Origin of the sequence: Streptomyces sp. RB17, from assembly GCF_009604455.1 — a bacterium.
In the GTDB taxonomy this organism is placed as follows: Bacteria; Actinomycetota; Actinomycetes; order Streptomycetales; family Streptomycetaceae; genus Streptomyces.
The window spans coordinates 390,745-409,952 of record NZ_WEGL01000003.1 but is presented as its reverse complement, the minus strand read 5'-3'; the positions used below and the strand labels follow the sequence as shown (position 1 = coordinate 409,952).

Here is a 19,208-nt window from a genome sequence, read left to right as displayed (position 1 = left end):
TATGACCAGCCCGGCGTCGGCGAAGCCCGCGGAGCGCAGCCCGGCCGCCGCCTCCGCGCTCACAGCGAAGACCCATGTCACGCTCATCACCGGTGACCGCGTCGCCCTCGACGCCAAGGGCCGGATCGTCGGCCTCCAGCGGGCCAAGGGCCGCGAGCACATACCCGTCCAGGTCCGCAGGACCGAGGGCCACACGCTGGTCGTCCCGGTCGACGCGGCCCACCTGATCGCCTCCGGCAAGCTGGACCAACGCCTGTTCGACGTCACCGAGCTGAACAAGGCGGCGAACCGCCGGGCCCAGAAGAACGGCCTGAAGGTCATCGTCGGGTACAACGGCTCCGCCCGGACCGCCAAGGCGGACGTCCGTAGCGCCGGCCATCTGCGCCGCAGCCTCGCGGCCCTCGACGCCGACGCCGTGCAGACGCCGGTCGAGGACACCGCCGCGCTCTGGCACGCCGTCACCGACGGGAACACCACCGCCTCCGGCATCGCGCACGTCTGGCTCGACGGCGTCCGCAAGGCCTCCCTCGACAAGTCCGTGCCGCAGATCGGCGCCCCGGTCGCCTGGAAGGCCGGCTACACCGGCAAGGGCGTGAAGGTCGCCGTCCTGGACACCGGTGTGGACACCAGCCACCCGGACCTCAAGGACCAGGTGATCGCGTCCAGGAACTTCTCCGGCGCCGCCGACGCCACCGACCACTACGGCCACGGCACCCACGTCGCCTCCATCGTGGCGGGCACCGGCGCCAAGTCGGGCGGCAAGTACAAGGGTGTCGCCCCGGACGCCGAGATCCTCAACGGCAAGGTCCTGGACGACACCGGCTCCGGTGACGACTCCGGCATCCTCGCCGGCATGGAGTGGGCGGCCCAGCAGGGCGCCTCCGTCGTCAACCTCAGCCTCGGCGGCTACGACAGCCCCGGCATCGACCCGCTCGAGGCCGAGGTCAACAAGCTGTCCGCGACCAAGGGCATCCTGTTCGCGATCGCCGCGGGCAACGACGGGCCGCAGTCGATCGGTTCACCGGGCAGCGCGGACGCCGCGCTCACCGTCGGTGCCGTCGACAAGAAGGACAAGCTCGCCGACTTCTCCTCCACCGGCCCGCGCCTCGGCGACGGCGCCATCAAGCCCGACGTCACCGCGCCCGGCGTGGACATCACCGCCGCCGCGGCCAAGGGCAGCGTCATCGACAAGGAGGTCGGCGAGAAGCCCGAGGGCTACCTGACCATCTCCGGCACCTCGATGGCCACCCCGCATGTCGCCGGCGCCGCCGCGATCCTCAAGCAGGAGCACCCCGACTGGGGCTACGCCGAGCTGAAGGGCGCGCTGACCGGCTCCGCCAAGGGCGGCAACTACACGCCGTACCAGCAGGGTTCGGGCCGTATCGCGGTGGACAGGGCCTACCGGCAGACCGTGATCGCCGACCCGGTCTCGGTGAACTTCGGGATGCAGCAGTGGCCGCACACCGACGACAAGCCGGTCACCAGGAAGGTGACGTACCGCAACCTCGGCGACAAGGACGTCACGCTCACCCTGAGCAGCACCGCCCTCGACCCCAAGGGCCATGCGGCCCCGTCGGGCTTCTTCAAGCTCGCCGCGACCGAACTGACGGTCCCCGCGCACGGCAAGGCCTCCGTCGGCCTCACGGTCGACACCAAGCTGGGCGGCACCCTCGACGGCGCCTACTCCGCGTACGTCACCGCGACCGGCGCCGGCCAGAGTGTCCGCACGGCCGCCGCGGTGCAGCGCGAGGTGGAGTCGTACGACATCACGCTGAAGGTGATCGGCCGTGACGGCAGGCCGGCCCCGTACTACACCGCCGACCTCAGCGGTGTGTCCGGTCTGGCGAGCGGCACCGAGCTGAGCCCGTACGACAAGTCCGGCACGGTGAAGGTGCGCGCGCCCAAGGGCACGTACATCCTCAACTCCGCCGTCTTCGTGGACAAGAACGGCACCAAGGGCACCGACTGGATCGCCGCGCCGAAGCTGACCGTCTCCAAGAAGCAGACCGTCACGATCGACGCACGCAAGGCCAAGCCGGTGGACGTCACCGTCCCGGCCTCCGGCGTGAAATCGGAGTTCGCCGCGCCGGGGTACACCCTGACGCTCGACGACGGCTGGTACAGCTACAACTGGTTCCTGGACTCGTACAAGAACTTCCGCACCGCCCACCTGGGCCCGCGGCTGCCCGCCGGCGAGCTGTTCCAGCAGTGGGACGGGCACTGGAGCAAGGGCACGAGCGAGGAGTACGACGTCACCTCCGGCGGCCCGGTCAGGCAGCTCGCCACCGGCTACACCAAGCACTGGAAGGCGAGCGAGCTGGCCACTGTCAAGGCCCGGCTCGGTGCCGCCGCGAGCGGCAAGACCGGTTCGATCGCCGCGACCGGCTGGCTGCCCGGCAGCTCCGGCGCCTCCTCCGTCGACATCCCGCAGCAGCTGCCCGGCACCCGCACCCTGCACGTGTCCGCGGTCGGCGGCGTCCTGTGGGACCTCGACTTCAGCCAGTACGGCGGGCGCGACCAGGACGGCTTCCCGGTCCAGGACGCGGGCTACACCCTCGGCCAGTCCTCCTTCAAGGCCGGCCACAGCTACACGAGGACGGTCAACACCGCGGTCTTCGGCCCGCACGTCGACAAGGACCTCGGGCTGTTCCGCAACGGCAACGAGATCTACGGTTCGCTGCCGCTGTTCGCCGACTCCGGCAGGCACGCCGGGTACTCGGAGTTCACCTCGGTGCACACGACCCTGTACCGGGACGGCACCAAGGTCGGCTCCACCGAGGACCCGCTGTTCGGCGACGCGACCTTCAAGGTCCCGGCCGGTGACGCCGCGTACCGGCTGACCACCTCGGTCAGGCGCTCGGCGCAGGTCGCCCGGGCCTCCTCGCGGATCGACGCGACCTGGACCTTCCGCTCCAAGAAGGAGTCCGGCACCGCCGTACAGCTCCCGGCCTCCGTCCTGCACTACGGCGCCACGACCGACCTGGACAGCCGGGTCACGGCCGGCCGGACGGTCACCTTCCCGGTCACCGTCGAGGGCTCGGCCGCCGGCGGCGACCTGAAGTCCCTCGCGGTGTACGTCTCCTACGACGGCAAGACCTTCACCAAGGTCGACGTCCGGAACGGCAGGATCACCGTGAAGAACCCGGCGAAGGGCAAGTCCGTCTCGTTCCGCTCCAAGATCACCGACAGGAAGGGCGACACGTCGGAGATCACGATCTACGACGCGTACTTCGGCAAGTGAGCCGCAGCGCCCGCTGAATGAGCGAGGGGCACCCGGAGCACAGGCTCCGGGTGCCCCTTCGTCGTACGAATGCGTCGTACGAATGTGTCGTACGAAGGCCCTACGCCGACGGCACCGCGCGGGTCGCGTCCGTGCCCCAGCTGGCCAGGAGGCGCAGGGAGTCGGCGGACGGGGAGCCCATCTCGGCGTGGTACGTGATCAGCGACTGCTCCGAGTCGTCCGGCAGGCGGAAGGACTCGAAGTTCAAGGCGAGATCGCCGACCAGCGGGTGGTGCAGACGCTTGACGCCATGGCTCTTCTCCTTGACGTCGTGCGTCGCCCACAGCCGGCGGAACTCCTCGCTCTTGACGGAGAGCTCGCCGACGAGTGCGGACAGCTTCGGGTCGTCCGGGTGGCAGCCCGCGTCCATGCGCAGGGCGCAGACGATGTCGATCGCCTTCTGCTCCCAGTCGATGAACAGCTCGCGGTAGTCCGGGCGCAGGAACACCAGGCGGGCCCAGTTGCGCTCGCCCGCCGGCAGCTCCGCCCAGTCACCGAAGACCGCCGCCGCCATCCGGTTCCAGGCCAGGATCTCCGAGCGGCGCCCGACGACGTACGCCGGTACGCCGTCCAACGTGTCCAGCAGCTGCCGCAGCGCGACCCGGACCTGCTGCTGCCGCGCCGCAGGCTTCTTCTTGTGCGACTTCGGCTTGGCCAGATGCGTCAGATGCGCGTGCTCGGCGTCCGTCAGCCTGAGCGCCCGGGCGATCGAGTCCAGGACCTCCGCCGAGACGTTCCGTCCGTTGCCCTGTTCCAGCCGGGTGTAGTACGCCACCGACACCCCGGCCAGCTGGGCCAGCTCCTCGCGGCGCAGCCCGGGCACCCGCCGGTGCCGCCCGAAGTCGGGCAGCCCCACGTCCTCCGGCTTCAGCCGGGCCCGCCGGCTGCGCAGGAACTCGCTCAGCTCGGCCCGCCGGTCCAGCGACCGCCCGGCGGCGGCCGCTGCCCGCGGTTCTGAGTCCCTGTGGTCCATACGTCCAGTATTCCTGGTCGTACGCGCAGGAGCCTGACCCCGCCAGTGGTAGGCACAGCGGTCGTACGCAAAGGCGTGGTCTGGGTGGCCCGCGCGGACTCCGGCAGGCTGGGGCCGTACCCGGTGGAAGGCAACCGGGCACGGAAGCACCTGCTAGGAGAACCCCGGCATGACCACTGTTGCTGCGTACGCCGCGCCCGCCGCGAAGGCTCCGCTGGAGCGGACCACCATCGAGCGGCGCGCGGTCGGCGAGTTCGATGTCCTGATCGACATCAAGTTCGCCGGCATCTGCCACTCCGACATCCACCAGGCCCGCGAGGGCTGGGGCGAGGCCATCTTCCCGATGGTGCCCGGCCACGAGATCGCGGGGGTGGTCTCCGAGGTCGGCCCCGGTGTGACGAAGTTCGCCGTCGGCGACCGGGTGGGCGTCGGCTGCATGGTCGACTCCTGCCGTGAGTGCGAGAACTGCCTGGGGGGCCTGGAGCAGTTCTGCCTCAAGGGCATGGTCGGCACCTACAACGCCGTCGGCAGGGACGGCGAGCCCACCTACGGCGGCTACTCCGAGAAGATCGTCGTCGACGAGAACTACGTCGTGCGCATCCCCGACGGCCTGTCGCTGGACGTGGCGGCCCCGCTGCTCTGCGCCGGCATCACCACCTACTCGCCGCTCAAGCACTGGAACGCGGGCCCCGGCAAGAAGGTCGCCGTGGTCGGACTGGGCGGCCTGGGCCACATGGCCGTCAAGATCGCGCACGCGATGGGCGCCGAGGTCACCGTCCTCTCGCAGTCCCTGCGCAAGAAGGACGACGGCCTGAAGCTGGGCGCCGACCACTACCACGCCACCAGCGACCCGAAGACCTTCGAGGAGCTGGCCGGCACCTTCGACCTGATCGTCTCCACCGTCTCGGCACCGATGGACTTCGGCGCGCTGCTGTCGCTGCTGAAGGTGGACGGCGCGCTGGTCAACGTGGGCGCGCCCGAGGAGCCCATCGCCCTGAACCTGTTCTCGGTGATCGGCGGCCGCAAGACCCTCGCCGGGTCGATGATCGGCGGCATCGCCGAGACCCAGGAGATGCTGGACTTCTGCGCCGCGCACCACCTGGGCGCCGAGATCGAGCTGATCGGCGCCGAGGAGATCAACGAGGCGTACGAGCGGGTGCTGTCCAGCGATGTCCGCTACCGCTTCGTGATCGACACGGCGACGATCTGACCGGCCCGCCACAGGGCCGTACCGGCAACCACAGCAGGTACGGCCCGCCGACGGGGGTGTGCAATCGGCCCAGCCGATGCCGACGGGGTGTGCAATCCGGCCCAGTCGCTCGAGAACCCCTCTCCCGCGCGGTACGACCGCACGCGCACGCCCCCGTCCCCGTCCGGCCGTACGGCATGGGCGCGTCCCGGACCCGCCACCCGGACCTCGCCGTCCGCCACGTGGAGCAGGGTGTTCTCGTCCACGGCGACCCCGTACGGCGCCGCGCCCCGCCCGACCACCGTGACCAGCCGCGCGAGCGTCCCCCACCGGGCGGCGTGGACGTCCACCGCGAACGGCACCAGCCCGAGCCCCGCCCGCACCTCGACCTCCGCCAGGTCCTCCCCGGTCTCCCCCGGGCACACCGGCACCCCGTCCACCAGCCACCCGCCGACCACGGCCCGCCGTGCGGCGACGGCGGCACCGGCGGAGAACCCGACCTGACCTCCATCCCATCCGCCAAGGTGACGGCCGGCCGTACACCGTCGCTCACCGCCTACGGCGTACCGGAGATGGCAGCCGGCTTCCGGGCGAGTGTGTACGGTCGGTCCGTGACGCCGGGGGGCGCACGGGGAGGGGCACCATGTGTGGCAATTGCGGTCACGGCGGGACCATCGCTGCGCTCGCGCGAAATCCCGCGGCGCCGGCCGGGGTCTTGATCCGGCTGCTGTGCGAGGAAGCGAAAGCGGCCTGGGACATGATCGCCTGGCGCGCTCTGCCGGACGAGGTGGTGAACGCCGTCGTCGCGCATCCCGACCGCAGGCTGCGGACGGCGTTCGCTGCGAACCCCGCGGTGACGGCGGAACAACGCGCCCGGCTCGTGGACGATCCCGATCCACGGGTCCGCCATGCTCTGGCCGTCGGACCCGACTGGTTCCGCGTCCCTGTGCAGTCGCTGCCCCTGTCCGTCCAGCAGCGCCTGCTTGCCGATCCGGAACCGCGGGTCCGCCGCAGCGCAGCCTTCTGTCGCCACACAGCTCCGAGCCTGGTCGCCGGGCTCGCCGACCACCAGGACGCGGACCTTCGCCGGGCCGCCTGCGGCCAGTGGGCCTTGCTTTCCGAGGACGCCCGGAGCCGTCTGCTCCGCGACGCGGATGACGAAGTACGCCAGGCGGCCATGACGGAGACCTGCCGCGACGACGCGGGCTGTACCGACCTTCTTCTCAGCGCAGACATCGGCCGCTTCGCCAGGCAGGATGTGATCCGGTACGGCGCCATGACCGCGGCGACCGCGGAACGACTCGCGGCAAGCGCGGAAGAGGAGGACCGGCGGGAGCTGGCGGCCAACCTCAACGTTCCCATCGACATCGTCAGGACGTTGGCGAACGACGACGCGCACAGCGTCCGGCTGGCGGTATCCGTGCGACCCGAACTGACAGAGGCCGAACGCACCGCCATCGACATCACCGTCAAGCAGTCCGACCGGCTCCCTCCCGTCGAATGGGTACGCCTCTGCGCCGATCCCGACGTCCTGCGCCGGTGCGCCGGCTCGGCGAACACCCTGCTACGGCGCAGCGCCGCCTGCAGCCGGCATCTGCCTGCCGACGCCGTCGACCTGCTCTCGAAGGACGACGACTACCCCGTGCGCCTCCTGCTGTGCGAGAACCAACCGACCGTCGACGGCGAGGTGGTGCTGCAGACGTATCTGGACTGCAAGGTCATCACCAAGGGCGATCTCCTGCGCCACCCGAACTTCCCGCGTACGGGCAACGGACAGCGCTTCGCCGACGACCCGGACCCGGGCAAACGGGGGCTGGTGGGACTCGACTCCGAAGCGCCCGTCGACGCAGTGGTCCGGTTGCTCGCCGACCCCGACGAGCGTGTTCGTGCCATGGCCGCCGCGCACCCCGCGCTGCCGGTCGACCTCATCCTCCAAAGCTGCCGGAATCCGGAAACCGCCTCCCGCGCCCTGAGCAACCCAAGCCTTCCTCCGGAAACCATGCACCAGTACCTGGACGATGCGGGCATCCCGCGCTGACGCCGCAGGCGCGCTGCCGGTCCGTCTGCGAGCCACCGGCTTTCCTCACCGGCAACCTCCGTTGCTGATCTGCCGACGAACTCAGGTGCCCGTCCGGGCCGGCGCTGTTACGGTGCCGCGTCGTGAGCACATCCATGGCGGCATCGAGTTTCGTCACCCCGGCGTCGACACCGACTACTACGACGGCGACTCTGGCAGGCCGCTTCGGTGATGACGGTGTCCGCCTGGTAGTGGCGTTCGACTGATCCCACGGCTAACCGGCGTGGTCAGGTGTCACGTTGAGTTTCTCCTGGTGGGACGGCCGTGGCGGCGCGGTCCGTCGGCGCCGTCGACGGTTCGGTGGCGACGGGAGTCCAGGAGCAGGCCAGGGAGCCGCCGATCAGACCGGTGATCAGTCCGAGGAAGAGGCCGCCGAAGTTCGCGACGGGGAAGGAGATGAGGGTCAGCAGGAGAGTGGCAATCCCGGCGAACACGCGGAGATGCGGTTGGTACCAGAGGGTGAACCCTAGCGTGATGAGCAGGACTCCGATGATCAGGGCTGCGGCACCGGACGTGGTCGACAGCGCCAGCGGAATTCCGCCCAGGTCCAGATTCGCGTACGGCCAGTACAGGATGGGCAACCCTGCCGCCAGGGTGAACAGCCCCGCCCAGAAGGGACGTTCGGCACGCCAGGTTCTGAATCTGTGCCGGGCGCGCGCTGCGGTGACGCGTGGTCGGGGGTGTCTGCCCAAGAGGTTGGTGATCACGTGCCTTCCTGATCAGCGGTGCGGCGTACGCACGGGTCGTGCGGGGCAACTGTGGGGGCGTTCGGCAGGTTCGGCCCGCCCGGGATTCAGAAGCATTCGTGACGGCCGTGCTCGATCTGCACGCGCAGGCCGGGGATGGTGAACGTACCGGCAGAGAGCGCGACCGCGGTCAGGCGCACGTCGGTCAGGGTCACCGACGACGCCTGCTGCCCGAAGCCGTTGGGGTCGAAGAGGGGCGAGTTCCTGTCGCCCGGCTCGATCGGACCCTTGGTGATGTCCCCCTGCGCGATTCCCTGCTGGAGGCCCCTGAACTCCGCCTGCCCGGCCGACTGGAATGTCGTGTCGAGGAACAGGTTCGACGCTTCGACCGGTCGTTCGTTTCCGCCGGTGATCTTCAGCGTCTGCACGCCCAGCACCGGGACCTCGACCAGTACGGACTGGCACAGCCGGCTGATCGTCGAGTGCCGGGATCCGTTGACCGTCACCGGCACACGCCCGCCCTGCCTGGTCGCGTCCACCACGCTGTAGACGCTGAGCCCGCGAGCGGTCAGCGTGTCCGCGGTGACCTGGAACTCCTTGCCGGAAATGAGGAACGACGCGGCCAGTACGCCCTGTCCCATGGCGATGCCGAGGACCGCGCAGGCTGCGACGCTGGGCACCAGCACTGCCACAAAGCGCCGCCAACGGGTCTTGCCGACGCGGTGCGACATCCCGTCTCCTTCGGTCATGGCGCGATCCGCCCTTACCTGGACAAAGCAGGTGTTTTCCTTGCTGCCCAGTGACGGATCCTAGGCTTCCGGTTGTGGCAATCGGCTGCACGCCAGGGCCGCCGTACGGGTGACGCACACGGTGGTCGGCCCTTCGGGCGATGCGCGCAGGCGCAGCTCCCGGGCGAGGAGCACCGTGCTGCGAGGGGGAGGGGCCTGGTGCCGTTGGGTCAGCCGGGCAGGGTGGCCGGGTTGCCGCCGTTCGCCTCGTAACCGGCCACCGCCAGCGCGCGGTAGAGGGCGAACTCGGCGGCCGGGTCGGCGGACAGGGTCCAGGGCAGTGCGCCGACGTGCCCGTCGACGTGTATCAGCTGGCGCATGGCCTCCTGCCAGCGCTCGGCGCGGACCAGGAAGAAGATCAGCAGGTGGCGGACGTGCGCGAGCATCGGGTCGTCGCGGCGGGCCGCGTGCACAGCGTGCAGGGCGCCGTGCATCGCCTTGGTGACGACCTCGCTCTGGTAGAAACTCGCCACCAGGTTCACCTCGGGGAGGTGCTCGAAGACCGCGAACAGCGGCAGCGCGGCGAGCAGCGAGCCCTGCGGCGCGCGGGCCGCGGCGGCTTCGGCGAAGGCGTACGCCTGCTCGCGCGAGCCGTGCCACTTCTCGCACCAGTGGTGCAGCGCCGCCAGATGCGCGCCCATGTGGTCCGGGGCGCGGTCGAGGATCTTCAGCCACAGCTGGTCGAACTCGGCCTGGGAATAGGCGAGTCCACGGGCGATGGACAGCTCGACGATGTACGGCACCGGGTCCCCGGGGGCCAGCAGGGCCGCCTGCCCGCACGCGTCCCGGGCCTCCTCCATGATGATCCGGAAGTCGTCCGTGCCCGGCGTCGCCGTCCGCCAGGCCTGCTGCACCAGGAACTCCGCGTAGACGGCGGCGCAGCCCGCGTCCTTGGGCTGCTCGGCCCGCCACACCCGCAGCCACTGGCCGCCCGGCGTCTCGTGCACCCCGCCGGGCCGCTGCTGCAGCTCCAGCGCCGCCGCGCCCGCGAACGCCTGCACCCGCTGCCAGCGCAGCTCGCCCTCGGTCTCGGTGCCGGCCAGCAGCTGGGAGGCCGCGCGATAGTCCTGCGTGCGCTGCACCAACTCCAGGACGTCCAGCAGATCCTGGTCCGGGCCGGGCATGCGCAGGTCCAGCTCCTCCTGGCGCACGAAGCCGTAGGCCGCCGGGTCGGCGGCGTCCGGGTGCCCCGGGGGAACCTGCTCGATCACCCCGCGCCTGCGTCGCGCGATCGACAGCAGCACGAAGCTCAGCATGAGCAGCGCCATGACCAGCCAGAGAATCGCCATGCCCCAAGCGAACCAGACGCCGCCGACAATTGGCCAACCCCGCCGCGAGGCTGTGGAAAACTCCGTAGCCGTTCATGACAGGCCACTCCGGTGACGGCGTCCGGACGGGGTTCACGCAGGGAAAACCCTTCGGCCGGTGCCGCCCGAGCCCGGCGGGCGTCAGCATCCGGCCAAGCGCACTACGCTCGGTGCACATGAGCGACAGGCACATCAGTCAGCACTTCGAGACCCTCGCGATCCACGCGGGCAACACCGCGGATCCCCTCACCGGCGCGGTCGTCCCGCCGATCTACCAGGTCTCGACCTACAAGCAGGACGGCGTCGGCGGGCTGCGCGGAGGCTACGAGTACAGCCGCAGCGCCAACCCCACCCGCACCGCCCTCGAGGAGAACCTCGCCGCGCTGGAGGGCGGCCGTCGCGGCCTCGCCTTCGCGTCCGGCCTGGCGGCCGAGGACACCCTGCTGCGCACGCTGCTCAGCCCCGGTGACCACGTGGTGATCCCGAACGACGCCTACGGCGGCACCTTCCGCCTCTTCGCCAAGGTCGTCACCCGCTGGGGCGTGGAGTGGTCCGTCGCCGACACCAGCGACCCGGCCGCCGTACGGGCCGCGATCACCCCGAAGACCAAGGCCGTCTGGGTGGAGACCCCCTCCAATCCGCTGCTCGGCATCACCGACATCGCCGCCGTCGCCTCGGTCGCGCACGACGCGGGCGCGAAGCTCGTCGTCGACAACACCTTCGCCACGCCCTACCTCCAGCAGCCGCTGTCGCTGGGCGCGGACGTCGTCGTCCACTCCCTGACCAAGTACATGGGCGGTCACTCGGACGTGGTCGGCGGCGCGCTGATCGTCTCCGACCAGGGTCTCGGCGAGGAGCTGGCCTACCACCAGAACGCGATGGGCGCCGTCGCCGGTCCCTTCGACTCCTGGCTGGTGCTGCGCGGCACCAAGACCCTCGCGGTGCGGATGGACCGGCACAGCGAGAACGCCGAGAAGATCGCCGACATGCTGACCCGGCACGCGCGCGTGACCAGCGTGCTCTACCCGGGCCTGCCCGAGCACCCCGGTCACGAGGTCGCCGCGAAGCAGATGAAGGCGTTCGGCGGCATGGTGTCGTTCCGCGTCGAGGGCGGCGAGGAGGCCGCGGTCGAGGTGTGCAACCGGGCCAAGGTGTTCACGCTCGGCGAGTCGCTCGGCGGCGTCGAGTCCCTGATCGAGCACCCCGGCCGGATGACGCACGCCTCCGCGGCGGGCTCCGCACTGGAGGTCCCCGGCGACCTGGTGCGCCTGTCCGTGGGCATCGAGAACGTCGGCGATCTGCTGGCCGACCTCCAGCAGGCGCTGGGCTGACGCCGGCGCACGCCTGCCGCGGGGCGTCGGCTCACGGCCGTATCGGCAACCGCCGCCATCGGCCCGCGGCTCACCAGCCCGTGATCGACGGAGTCGTCTGGGAGGGCGGCTCCGTCCACGGGTGCACCCGGGCCGCCCACACGCTGAACGCGACGACCGCGGCGCAGGCCAGCAGCCACAGCACGCGGCGGGCGAGCTGCCCGCGCCGCAGCAGGCGCTCGCCACGGCGCACCGCCTCCGCGCACAGGTCCGGTGGCACCGGTGCCGGGGCCTGCTCCATGATCTGCCGCGCGGCAGCCTCCCGCTGGGGCCGGTTCACGCCGCCCTCCCGATGCGCGTGCTCTCCGCGCTTCTGACGAACTTCCCGCTCCGCCCGCTCCCCACGGCCCGGGCACTCCCTGTGCCGTCCACGCCCCGCCCCCTCATGAAGGCGCCACCTTCCTGCCCGCAGTCCGTGGTGTGGGGCGGCTCGGTGGGTGGAGCAGCGTCGCTGTCGCGCGGTCGCAGATGGTGTGGACGCGCTCCCGTGGGAGGCCGAGGAGGGCCGCCGCCTGCTGCTCGGCGACGCCTTCGTAGAGGCGCAGCACCAGGATCAGCCGTTCCTGCGGGGTGAGTGCGGCGAGCGGGCTGCGGGGATCCGGGCGGGTGCGGCCGAAGGCGCCGTACTGGTGCCAGGTCGTGCGCGCGAAGCGGGTGGCGAGGTACTGGCGGGCGCAGTCGTACGGATCCTCCCCGTGCAGCCGGTCCCAGCGCGCGTAGGTGTGGGCGAGCGCGAGCGTCAGCAGGCGCCGCGCGCGTGGGTTGGCCTCCGGTGCCTCCGCGGTCAGCAGCGTTGCGGCATGCAGGAGGCGTCCGGCCGCGCCCGCCACGAACGCCTCGAACTCCCGGGCCCGGCGGGCTCCTCGGGACCCCTGCCGATCACGCACCACGCCTCCCCCTAGAGGGGCCCTGTCCGGTACGGGACAGGTGAACCGCGTACGACGCAGGACCCGGTCTCATATGAGGCCAGCGACGGCCCGGGGTCAAGACTCCGGCACCGACCCGTGCGTACCGACTCCGGCACCGACCCGTGCGTACCGCGGTGGCGTCCGCGGCGGAGCGTGTGCGGCGGGGTGTCCGCCCTCAGGACGCCGGTGGCTGTTCCGTCGCAGTGGTCCCCTGCACCGTCATCCGCGCGGACAGCGCGCCGTTGAACCGGGTCAGGAGCGAGCAGAACTGCTCGCGCTCCTCCGGTGCCCAGTCCTGCGTGAGCTCGGCCATCAGCTGACGCCGGGAGGAGCGCACCTCTTCCAGCCGCGCGACCCCGCGCGGGGACAGCTGAAGGACCACCGCTCGCCCGTCCTCGGGGTGCGAGGTGCGCTTGACGAGCCCGGTGTCGACCAGGGGCGCCACCTGCCGGGTGACCGTGGAGGAGTCGATGCCCATGCTCGCGGCGAGCGCCTTGACACCCATCGGGCCCTCCTTGTCGAGGCGGTTGAGCAGCAGGTATGCCGCGCGGTCCATGGAGTTGCGCACCTGCCCGACCCCGCCGAGCCGCGTCTGTTCGGCACGGCGGGCGAACACCGCCACCTCGTGCTGGAGGGTGTCGAGGAGACCGGTGTCACCGACGGTCGTCATGTCCATCGACATTTCAGGTGTTGTGGGCATGGCCGGAGGCTCGCTTCATGAAGGGCTGCTGGGTTGGGGGACAGGGTACGCGGCCCGGCGGCGGGCCGTACCGGCGCTGCACAAACCGGTCTCGGAGCTTGGTCACAGCCGTCGTGTACGACCGTGAACTGCGATGCTGGAGTCATGAGCTACGGCACGGCTGACTCCTTGCGTTCCGTCACCCTCGACGATGTGCGCGGCGCCCAGAAGATGCTCTCGGGCGTGGCACGGGTGACCGCGATGGAGGGCAGCCGGCACCTGTCCCAACTCGTCGGCGCGCCGGTGCATATGAAGTGCGAGAACCTGCAGCGGACCGGCTCGTTCAAGCTGCGCGGCGCCTATGTGCGGATCGCCGGGCTGCTGCCGGAGGAGCGGGCGGCCGGTGTGGTGGCGGCGAGCGCCGGGAACCACGCGCAGGGCGTCGCGCTGGCGTCCTCGCTGCTCGGGGTGCACTCCACGGTGTTCATGCCGAAGGGCGCCCCGCTGCCGAAGATCAGCGCGACGCGCGACTACGGCGCCGAGGTGCGCCTGCACGGCCAGGTGGTCGACGAGACGCTGGCCGCCGCCGCGGAGTATGCGGCGAAGACGGGGGCGGTGTTCATCCACCCCTTCGACCACCCGGACGTCATCGCCGGTCAGGGCACGGTCGGCCTGGAGATCCTCGAGCAGTGCCCGGAGGTGCGCACGATCGTCGTCGGCATCGGCGGCGGCGGGCTCGCGGCCGGAATCGCGGTGGCGGTGAAGGCGATCCGGCCCGACGTCAGGATCGTCGGTGTGCAGGCGGAGGGCGCGGCGGCGTACCCGCCGTCACTGGCCGCCGGGCACCCGGTGTCGGTGGAGAACCCGGCGACGATGGCCGACGGCATCAAGGTGGGGCGGCCGGGCCTGGTCCCGTTCGGGATCGTCCGGGACCTGGTCGACGAGGTGCGCACGGTCAGCGAGGACCGGCTGTCGGCCGCGCTGCTGCTGTGCCTGGAGCGGGCCAAGCTGGTCGTGGAGCCGGCCGGGGCGAGCCCGGTCGCGGCGCTGCTGGCCGCGCCGGACACCTTCGAGGGGCCGGTCGTCGCGGTGCTCTCCGGTGGCAACGTGGACCCGGTGCTGATGCAGCGCGTGCTGCGGCACGGCATGGCCGCGCAGGGCCGCTACCTGGCCGTTCGGCTCCGGCTGACGGACCGCCCGGGCGCCCTCGCCACGCTCCTCGGGGTGTTGTCAGTGGTCGACGCTAATGTCCTCGACGTGAGCCACGTACGAACCGACCCACGGCTCGGGCTCACGGAGGCGGAGGTGGAGCTGCACCTCGAGACGAAGGGCCCGGTGCACTGCGCCGAGGTCGGCCAGGCCCTGCGGGACGCGGGTTACACGGTCATCGCCTGAGAGCCCCGGCTCCCGGCTCATGGCTGGGGACTCCCGGCCGGCGGCACCTGCTCCCGGCTCGCGGGGCTGGAACCCTGTCGGCCACTCGTTCGAGTCAATCTCCGATCCATCCCATTGAGAGACGCGATACATCGCGTTATGGTGTGGATGCCGCCGGTCCTCTGCCCGCAGGAAAAACCGCGGGCGGACCGGGGCGCGCAAACCTAGCCTTTCCGAAGAATCCCGTCCGGAGAATCCCGGACGGCGATCCCCCGACGACGTGGAGACAGACATGCCAGGCGCCATCCATGCCGAAGGCCTGGTGAAGACCTTCGGTGACGTAAGGGCACTCGACGGCGTAGACCTGGACGTGCCCGAAGGCACGGTCCTCGGCCTCCTCGGGCCGAACGGCGCCGGCAAGACGACGACCGTCCGCTGCCTGACGACCTTGCTGCGCCCCGACAGCGGCAAGGCGGCCGTCGCGGGCGTGGACGTGCTGAAGGACCCCGACGCCGTCCGCCGCTCGATCGGCCTGTCCGGCCAGTTCGCGGCGGTCGACGAGTATCTGACCGGCCGGGAGAACCTGCAGATGGTCGGCCAGCTGTACCAGATGAAGAGCAAGGCGGCCAAGGCACGCGCGGTGGAACTGCTGGAGCAGTTCAACCTCGCGGACGCCGCCGACCGCCCCGCCAAGACCTACTCCGGAGGCATGCGCCGTCGGCTCGACCTCGCCGCGGCCCTCGTGGTCTCGCCGCCGGTGATGTTCATGGACGAGCCGACGACCGGCCTGGACCCGCGCAACCGCCAGCAGCTGTGGGAGGTCATCAAACAGCTCGTCTCCGGCGGTACGACCCTGCTGCTCACCACGCAGTACCTGGAGGAGGCCGACCACCTCGCCCACGACATCGCGGTGGTCGACCACGGCCGGGTCATCGCCAAGGGCACCTCCGACCAGCTCAAGGCCCGCACCGGCGGCGAGCGCGTCGAGGTCGTGGTGCACGAGCGCGAGCACATCGCGAGCGCCGCCGAGGTGTTGCGCGGCTTCGGCAAGGGCGAGGTCACGGTCGAGGAGCACACCCGCAAGCTCACGGTCCCGGTGACCGGCGGCGCCAAGCTGCTCGCCGAGATCATCCGCGAACTGGACACCCGCGGGATCGAGATAGACGACATCGGGCTGCGCCGCCCCACCCTCGACGACGTCTTCCTGTCGCTGACGGGACACGTGGCCGAGATCCCCGCCCAGGACGTCGAGGCGACCGCCAAGGAGGCCGTGAAATGAGTGCCGTCAGCGAAGCCGTGCGGGTGGCCCCGCCCGGCAACCCCATCAGCCGCTCCGTCCGCGACTCCCTGGTGGTGGCGAAGCGCAACCTCATTCGCATGTCGCGGATCCCCGAGATGATCATCTACGGGCTCATCCAGCCCATCATGTTCGTGGTGCTGTTCACCTACGTCTTCGGTGGCTCCATGCAGATCGGCGGCAGCACCAGCGCCGTCGACTACAAGAACTTCCTCATGGCGGGCATCTTCGCGCAGACCGTCACGTTCGCCACCGCAAGTTCCGGCGCCGGAATCGCCGACGACATGCACAAGGGGCTCATCGACCGGTTCCGCTCCCTGCCGATGGCGCGGGGCGCGGTGCTGACCGGGCGCACCCTCGCCGACCTGGTGCAGACGGCCGTGACCCTGGTCGTGCTCGCCGTGGTCGCCCTGCTGGTGGGCTGGCGCGTGGGATCCGACGGCGGCACGAACGCCGGCAAGGTGCTCGCCGCCTTCGGTCTGCTGCTCCTGCTCGGCTACGCGTTCACCTGGATCGGCGCCCTGATCGGCATGTCGGTGCGCACTCCCGAGGCGGCCACGTCCAGCGGACTGATCTGGCTGTTCCCGGTGACGTTCATCTCCAACGCCTTCGTGGACCCCGCCCATATGACGCCGTGGCTGCGGCACGTAGCCGAGTGGAACCCCTTCAGCGCCACCGCGCAGGCCTGCCGCGTGCTCTTCGCCAACCCCGGCCGGTCCACCTCGCACGCCTGGCCCATGGAGCACCCGGTCTGGGCCTCGCTGATCTACTCGGTCCTGATCATCGCCGTGTTCCGCAGCCTGGCGGTCCGCAAGTACCGCTCGGCCACCGCCTGACGGCTCCGGGCAGGACTCCGGGGACGACCCAGGGCACGACGAAGCCCCCGGTGCCGGGCGGGATCCGCCGGGCGCCGGGGGCTCGAGGTCACATCGGTGGGTGGGGTCAGCCCGAGTACGGCTCGGCCTTCAGGATCCGCACCATGGCCTTCTTGCCGTTCGGCAGTTCGTACTCCGCGTCCTCGCCGACCTTGTGGCCGATGACGCCGGTGCCGAGCGGGGACTGCGGCGAGTACGTCTCGATGTCGGCGCTCGCGTACTCGCGGGAGGCGAGCAGGAACGTCATGGTGTCGTCCTCGTCACCGTCGAAGGCGATCGTGACGACCATGCCCGGCGCGACGGCACCGTCGGTGGAGACCGGGGCCTCGCCCACCTTGGCGTTCTCGAGAAGCTGGGTCAGCTGCCGCACGCGCAGCTCCTGCTTGCCCTGCTCCTCCTTGGCCGCGTGGTACCCGCCGTTCTCACGCAGGTCGCCCTCCTCGCGCGCGGCCGCGATCTTGGCGGCGATCTCCGTGCGCGCAGGACCAGTAAGGTACTCAAGCTCGACCTTGAGCTTGTTGTACGCCTCCTGGGTCAGCCAGGTGACGTTCTCGCTGGTCTGGGTCACAGGGTGCTCCTCGTCGGTACTGGGAATACAAAGCATCGCCCTACCCAGAAGAATGTTCCCTCTTGGATGGGCGAAACCACGAGCCTAACAATTCAAGGCCGGAAGGGGGAGGACATAAGCCCTGAGAATCACAACAACGCAGGTCAGCGTGTACGTATTCCGGGTGAAGCCAGGAGTGTCCGGCCGGCCCCCGGTCAGCCGGTATGGCAGCCGAGCAGCTCGGCCGTGGTGCCCTTCGCCGTTGTACGCAGCGTGACGACCTTGTCGATACGCGTGGCCGACCCGGTGAAGTGGAAGTCGGCCCGGCCCACCTCGGAGCCGTCCGCCGCCTGGGAGCGCAGGGTGCAGTAGCCCGAGGTACCGGAGTCCTTGTGGACCTCCAGATGCACGTCGACCGCGTTGTCCGTGGCGTCGAAGGCGATCACCTGGGCGCTGATCTTGCTCTCGACGACATAGTGGTAGGCGAAGTAACCGACCAGTGCGAGCAGGGCCGTGCCGAGCACCGCACCGGCGATCTTGAGCTTGCGGTCCGCACGCTCGTCCGAGGAACGGCCGTAGCGGCCCTCGGGCAGCCGCGCGCTCGCCGTACTCATGATCGTCCTCTCGGCAGAACCGGACCCGGAATTATTCGCCCCCCGATTCCGTCACTATAGAAGCCGCCGATCGCGCCGAAGACACGGGGCGCCGACTTACCGAGGATTGAGTCTTGACTGACCAGCTGCGACTGATGGCCGTTCACGCGCACCCCGACGACGAGTCGAGCAAGGGCGCGGCCACCATGGCGAAGTACGTGTCCGAGGGGGTGGACGTGCTGGTGGTGACCTGCACCGGCGGTGAGCGCGGGTCCATCCTCAATCCGAAGCTCCAGGGCGACAAGTACATCGAGGAGCACATCCACGAGGTACGCAAGAGGGAGATGGACGAGGCCCGCGAGATCCTCGGGGTCAAGCAGGACTGGCTCGGCTTCGTCGACTCCGGCCTGCCCGAGGGCGACCCGCTGCCGCCGCTGCCCGAGGGCTGCTTCGCCCTGGAGGACGTCGACAAGGCGGCCGGTGAGCTGGTCCGCCGGATCCGCGCCTTCCGCCCGCAGGTGATCACCACCTACGACGAGAACGGCGGCTATCCGCACCCCGACCACATCATGACCCACAAGATCTCCATGGTGGCCTTCGAGGGCGCGGCGGACACGGAGAAGTACCCGGAGTCCGAGTACGGCCCCGCCTACCAGCCGCAGAAGCTGTACTACAACCAGGGCTTCAACCGCCCCCGCACCGAGGCGCTGCACCAGGCGATGCTCGACCGCGGCCTGGAGTCGCCGTACGGGGAGTGGCTCAAGCGCTGGAGCGAGATGGAGCGCACCGAGCGCACGCTGACCACGCACATTCCGTGCGCGGACTTCTTCGAGATCCGCGACAAGGCGCTGATCGCGCACGCCACGCAGATCGACCCCGACGGCGGCTGGTTCCGGGTGCCGATGGAGCTGCAGAAGGAGGTCTGGCCGACGGAGGAGTACGAGCTGGCGAAGTCTCTCGTCGACACCTCCCTCCCCGAGGACGACCTCTTCGCGGGCATCCGGGACAATGCCTGACATGAGCGCAAGCGTGAGCCTGGCAGTGACGCACCTCGTCCCCCTCGCCAAGGAGGTAGACGAGAACAAGGTCACCCCCGGTGTCCTCGGTTTCATCGTCTTCGCGGTGATGGCCGTGGCGGTGTGGGGCCTGATGAAGTCGATGAGCAAGCACATGAACAAGGTCGACTTCAAGGAGTCCCCGGACCCCGAGGCCGAGCAGGCCGACAAGGCCGGCAAGGCCGACTCCGCCGCACGACGGGGCTGACC

Annotated in this window: 19 protein-coding genes; 9 read left to right on the top strand and 10 right to left on the bottom strand. The window is 70.4% G+C overall.

The annotated features are described in order from the left end of the window. Nucleotide 1 precedes the first annotated feature (1 nt). Nucleotides 2-3,241, top strand: coding sequence for a S8 family serine peptidase (locus tag SRB17_RS15515; RefSeq protein WP_153538968.1), 3,240 nt, complete (start codon nucleotides 2-4; stop codon nucleotides 3,239-3,241). Nucleotides 3,242-3,341: 100 nt separating this feature from the next. Here SRB17_RS15515 and SRB17_RS15510 read toward each other — a convergent pair whose 3' ends face one another. Next, entirely contained in the window at nucleotides 3,342-4,253 is a 912-nt protein-coding gene (locus SRB17_RS15510) for a helix-turn-helix transcriptional regulator (protein ID WP_153538966.1), read from the bottom strand. Between the two features lie 169 nt (nucleotides 4,254-4,422). Here SRB17_RS15510 and SRB17_RS15505 point away from each other — a divergent pair, with 169 nt between their 5' ends. Beyond that, nucleotides 4,423-5,463, top strand: a complete 1,041-nt coding sequence (locus tag SRB17_RS15505; RefSeq protein ID WP_153538964.1) for an NAD(P)-dependent alcohol dehydrogenase — start codon at nucleotides 4,423-4,425, stop codon at nucleotides 5,461-5,463. Here the strand turns inward: SRB17_RS15505 and SRB17_RS15500 are convergent. Then, complete coding sequence (locus SRB17_RS15500; RefSeq protein ID WP_228396077.1) at nucleotides 5,430-5,900, bottom strand: hypothetical protein; 471 nt, start codon at nucleotides 5,898-5,900, stop codon at nucleotides 5,430-5,432. The two genes, SRB17_RS15505 and SRB17_RS15500, sit on opposite strands and share 34 nt — an antisense overlap. Before the next feature lie 257 nt (nucleotides 5,901-6,157). Here SRB17_RS15500 and SRB17_RS15495 point away from each other — a divergent pair, with 257 nt between their 5' ends. Further along, nucleotides 6,158-7,480 (top strand): hypothetical protein, encoded by a 1,323-nt coding sequence (locus tag SRB17_RS15495; protein ID WP_228396076.1) that lies wholly within the window; start codon nucleotides 6,158-6,160, stop codon nucleotides 7,478-7,480. A 266-nt stretch (nucleotides 7,481-7,746) separates the two neighbouring features. Here SRB17_RS15495 and SRB17_RS15490 read toward each other — a convergent pair whose 3' ends face one another. The 3 genes from SRB17_RS15490 to SRB17_RS15480 form a co-directional block, all read right to left on the bottom strand. Continuing rightward, the gene (locus SRB17_RS15490; RefSeq protein WP_323375599.1) at nucleotides 7,747-8,226 is read right to left on the bottom strand and encodes a DUF6114 domain-containing protein; all 480 of its coding nucleotides are present in this window, start codon (nucleotides 8,224-8,226) and stop codon (nucleotides 7,747-7,749) included. Between the two features lie 86 nt (nucleotides 8,227-8,312). Beyond that, nucleotides 8,313-8,936, bottom strand: a complete 624-nt coding sequence (locus tag SRB17_RS15485) for a DUF6230 family protein (RefSeq protein WP_153538960.1) — start codon at nucleotides 8,934-8,936, stop codon at nucleotides 8,313-8,315. 227 nt (nucleotides 8,937-9,163) lie between these two features. After that, nucleotides 9,164-10,282, bottom strand: a complete 1,119-nt coding sequence (locus SRB17_RS15480; RefSeq protein ID WP_153538958.1) for a hypothetical protein — start codon at nucleotides 10,280-10,282, stop codon at nucleotides 9,164-9,166. A 194-nt stretch (nucleotides 10,283-10,476) separates the two neighbouring features. Here SRB17_RS15480 and SRB17_RS15475 point away from each other — a divergent pair, with 194 nt between their 5' ends. After that, a complete protein-coding gene (locus SRB17_RS15475) occupies nucleotides 10,477-11,631 on the top strand; it encodes a cystathionine gamma-synthase (protein WP_153538956.1) in 1,155 nt (384 codons plus the stop codon). 70 nt (nucleotides 11,632-11,701) lie between these two features. On the opposite strand, the gene SRB17_RS15470 is transcribed toward SRB17_RS15475, so the two are convergent. The 3 genes from SRB17_RS15470 to SRB17_RS15460 all read right to left on the bottom strand — a co-directional run bounded on the left by SRB17_RS15470 (nucleotide 11,702) and on the right by SRB17_RS15460 (nucleotide 13,254). Next, complete coding sequence (locus tag SRB17_RS15470; RefSeq protein ID WP_323375596.1) at nucleotides 11,702-11,950, bottom strand: hypothetical protein; 249 nt, start codon at nucleotides 11,948-11,950, stop codon at nucleotides 11,702-11,704. Between the two features lie 103 nt (nucleotides 11,951-12,053). Beyond that, nucleotides 12,054-12,557: a sigma factor-like helix-turn-helix DNA-binding protein gene (locus tag SRB17_RS15465; protein ID WP_323375594.1), complete on the bottom strand. Its 504-nt coding sequence runs from the start codon at nucleotides 12,555-12,557 to the stop codon at nucleotides 12,054-12,056. 196 nt (nucleotides 12,558-12,753) lie between these two features. After that, nucleotides 12,754-13,254: a MarR family transcriptional regulator gene (locus SRB17_RS15460; RefSeq protein ID WP_153539747.1), complete on the bottom strand. Its 501-nt coding sequence runs from the start codon at nucleotides 13,252-13,254 to the stop codon at nucleotides 12,754-12,756. Between the two features lie 168 nt (nucleotides 13,255-13,422). On the opposite strand from SRB17_RS15460, the gene ilvA reads away from it, so the two are divergent. The 3 genes from ilvA to SRB17_RS15445 all read left to right on the top strand — a co-directional run bounded on the left by ilvA (nucleotide 13,423) and on the right by SRB17_RS15445 (nucleotide 16,764). After that, nucleotides 13,423-14,652, top strand: coding sequence for a threonine ammonia-lyase (gene ilvA, locus SRB17_RS15455; protein WP_153538952.1), 1,230 nt, complete (start codon nucleotides 13,423-13,425; stop codon nucleotides 14,650-14,652). Nucleotides 14,653-14,923: 271 nt separating this feature from the next. Continuing rightward, complete coding sequence (locus tag SRB17_RS15450) at nucleotides 14,924-15,910, top strand: ATP-binding cassette domain-containing protein (protein ID WP_153538950.1); 987 nt, start codon at nucleotides 14,924-14,926, stop codon at nucleotides 15,908-15,910. Next, a complete protein-coding gene (locus tag SRB17_RS15445) occupies nucleotides 15,907-16,764 on the top strand; it encodes an ABC transporter permease (protein ID WP_153538948.1) in 858 nt (285 codons plus the stop codon). Before SRB17_RS15450 ends, SRB17_RS15445 begins: the two co-directional genes overlap by 4 nt. Nucleotides 16,765-16,870: 106 nt before the next feature. On the opposite strand, the gene greA is transcribed toward SRB17_RS15445, so the two are convergent. Together greA and SRB17_RS15435 are read right to left on the bottom strand one after the other, a co-directional pair. Continuing rightward, on the bottom strand, nucleotides 16,871-17,371 hold the full coding sequence (greA, locus tag SRB17_RS15440; RefSeq protein WP_323375592.1) for a transcription elongation factor GreA: 501 nt from the start codon (nucleotides 17,369-17,371) through the stop codon (nucleotides 16,871-16,873). A gap of 194 nt (nucleotides 17,372-17,565) precedes the next feature. After that, the gene (locus SRB17_RS15435) at nucleotides 17,566-17,964 is read right to left on the bottom strand and encodes a DUF4307 domain-containing protein (RefSeq protein ID WP_153538944.1); all 399 of its coding nucleotides are present in this window, start codon (nucleotides 17,962-17,964) and stop codon (nucleotides 17,566-17,568) included. A gap of 113 nt (nucleotides 17,965-18,077) precedes the next feature. On the opposite strand from SRB17_RS15435, the gene mca reads away from it, so the two are divergent. Together mca and SRB17_RS15425 are read left to right on the top strand one after the other, a co-directional pair. Beyond that, entirely contained in the window at nucleotides 18,078-18,959 is an 882-nt protein-coding gene (gene mca, locus SRB17_RS15430) for a mycothiol conjugate amidase Mca (RefSeq protein WP_153538942.1), read from the top strand. Continuing rightward, nucleotides 18,952-19,206, top strand: a complete 255-nt coding sequence (locus tag SRB17_RS15425; RefSeq protein ID WP_153538940.1) for a hypothetical protein — start codon at nucleotides 18,952-18,954, stop codon at nucleotides 19,204-19,206. Before mca ends, SRB17_RS15425 begins: the two co-directional genes overlap by 8 nt. The last annotated feature ends 2 nt before the right edge of the window (nucleotides 19,207-19,208 follow it).

What these genes read in the sequence shown, in the direction of transcription:
- SRB17_RS15515 (WP_153538968.1), top strand. Translation starts at nt 2, where the DNA reads ATGACCAGCCCGGCGTCGGCGAAGCCCGCGGAGCGCAGCCCGGCCGCC.
- SRB17_RS15510 (WP_153538966.1), bottom strand. Translation starts at nt 4,253, where the DNA reads ATGGACCACAGGGACTCAGAACCGCGGGCAGCGGCCGCCGCCGGGCGG.
- SRB17_RS15505 (WP_153538964.1), top strand. Translation starts at nt 4,423, where the DNA reads ATGACCACTGTTGCTGCGTACGCCGCGCCCGCCGCGAAGGCTCCGCTG.
- SRB17_RS15485 (WP_153538960.1), bottom strand. Translation starts at nt 8,936, where the DNA reads ATGTCGCACCGCGTCGGCAAGACCCGTTGGCGGCGCTTTGTGGCAGTG.
- SRB17_RS15480 (WP_153538958.1), bottom strand. Translation starts at nt 10,282, where the DNA reads ATGGCGATTCTCTGGCTGGTCATGGCGCTGCTCATGCTGAGCTTCGTG.
- SRB17_RS15475 (WP_153538956.1), top strand. Translation starts at nt 10,477, where the DNA reads ATGAGCGACAGGCACATCAGTCAGCACTTCGAGACCCTCGCGATCCAC.
- SRB17_RS15460 (WP_153539747.1), bottom strand. Translation starts at nt 13,254, where the DNA reads ATGGACATGACGACCGTCGGTGACACCGGTCTCCTCGACACCCTCCAG.
- ilvA (WP_153538952.1), top strand. Translation starts at nt 13,423, where the DNA reads ATGAGCTACGGCACGGCTGACTCCTTGCGTTCCGTCACCCTCGACGAT.
- SRB17_RS15450 (WP_153538950.1), top strand. Translation starts at nt 14,924, where the DNA reads ATGCCAGGCGCCATCCATGCCGAAGGCCTGGTGAAGACCTTCGGTGAC.
- SRB17_RS15445 (WP_153538948.1), top strand. Translation starts at nt 15,907, where the DNA reads ATGAGTGCCGTCAGCGAAGCCGTGCGGGTGGCCCCGCCCGGCAACCCC.
- SRB17_RS15435 (WP_153538944.1), bottom strand. Translation starts at nt 17,964, where the DNA reads ATGAGTACGGCGAGCGCGCGGCTGCCCGAGGGCCGCTACGGCCGTTCC.
- SRB17_RS15425 (WP_153538940.1), top strand. Translation starts at nt 18,952, where the DNA reads ATGCCTGACATGAGCGCAAGCGTGAGCCTGGCAGTGACGCACCTCGTC.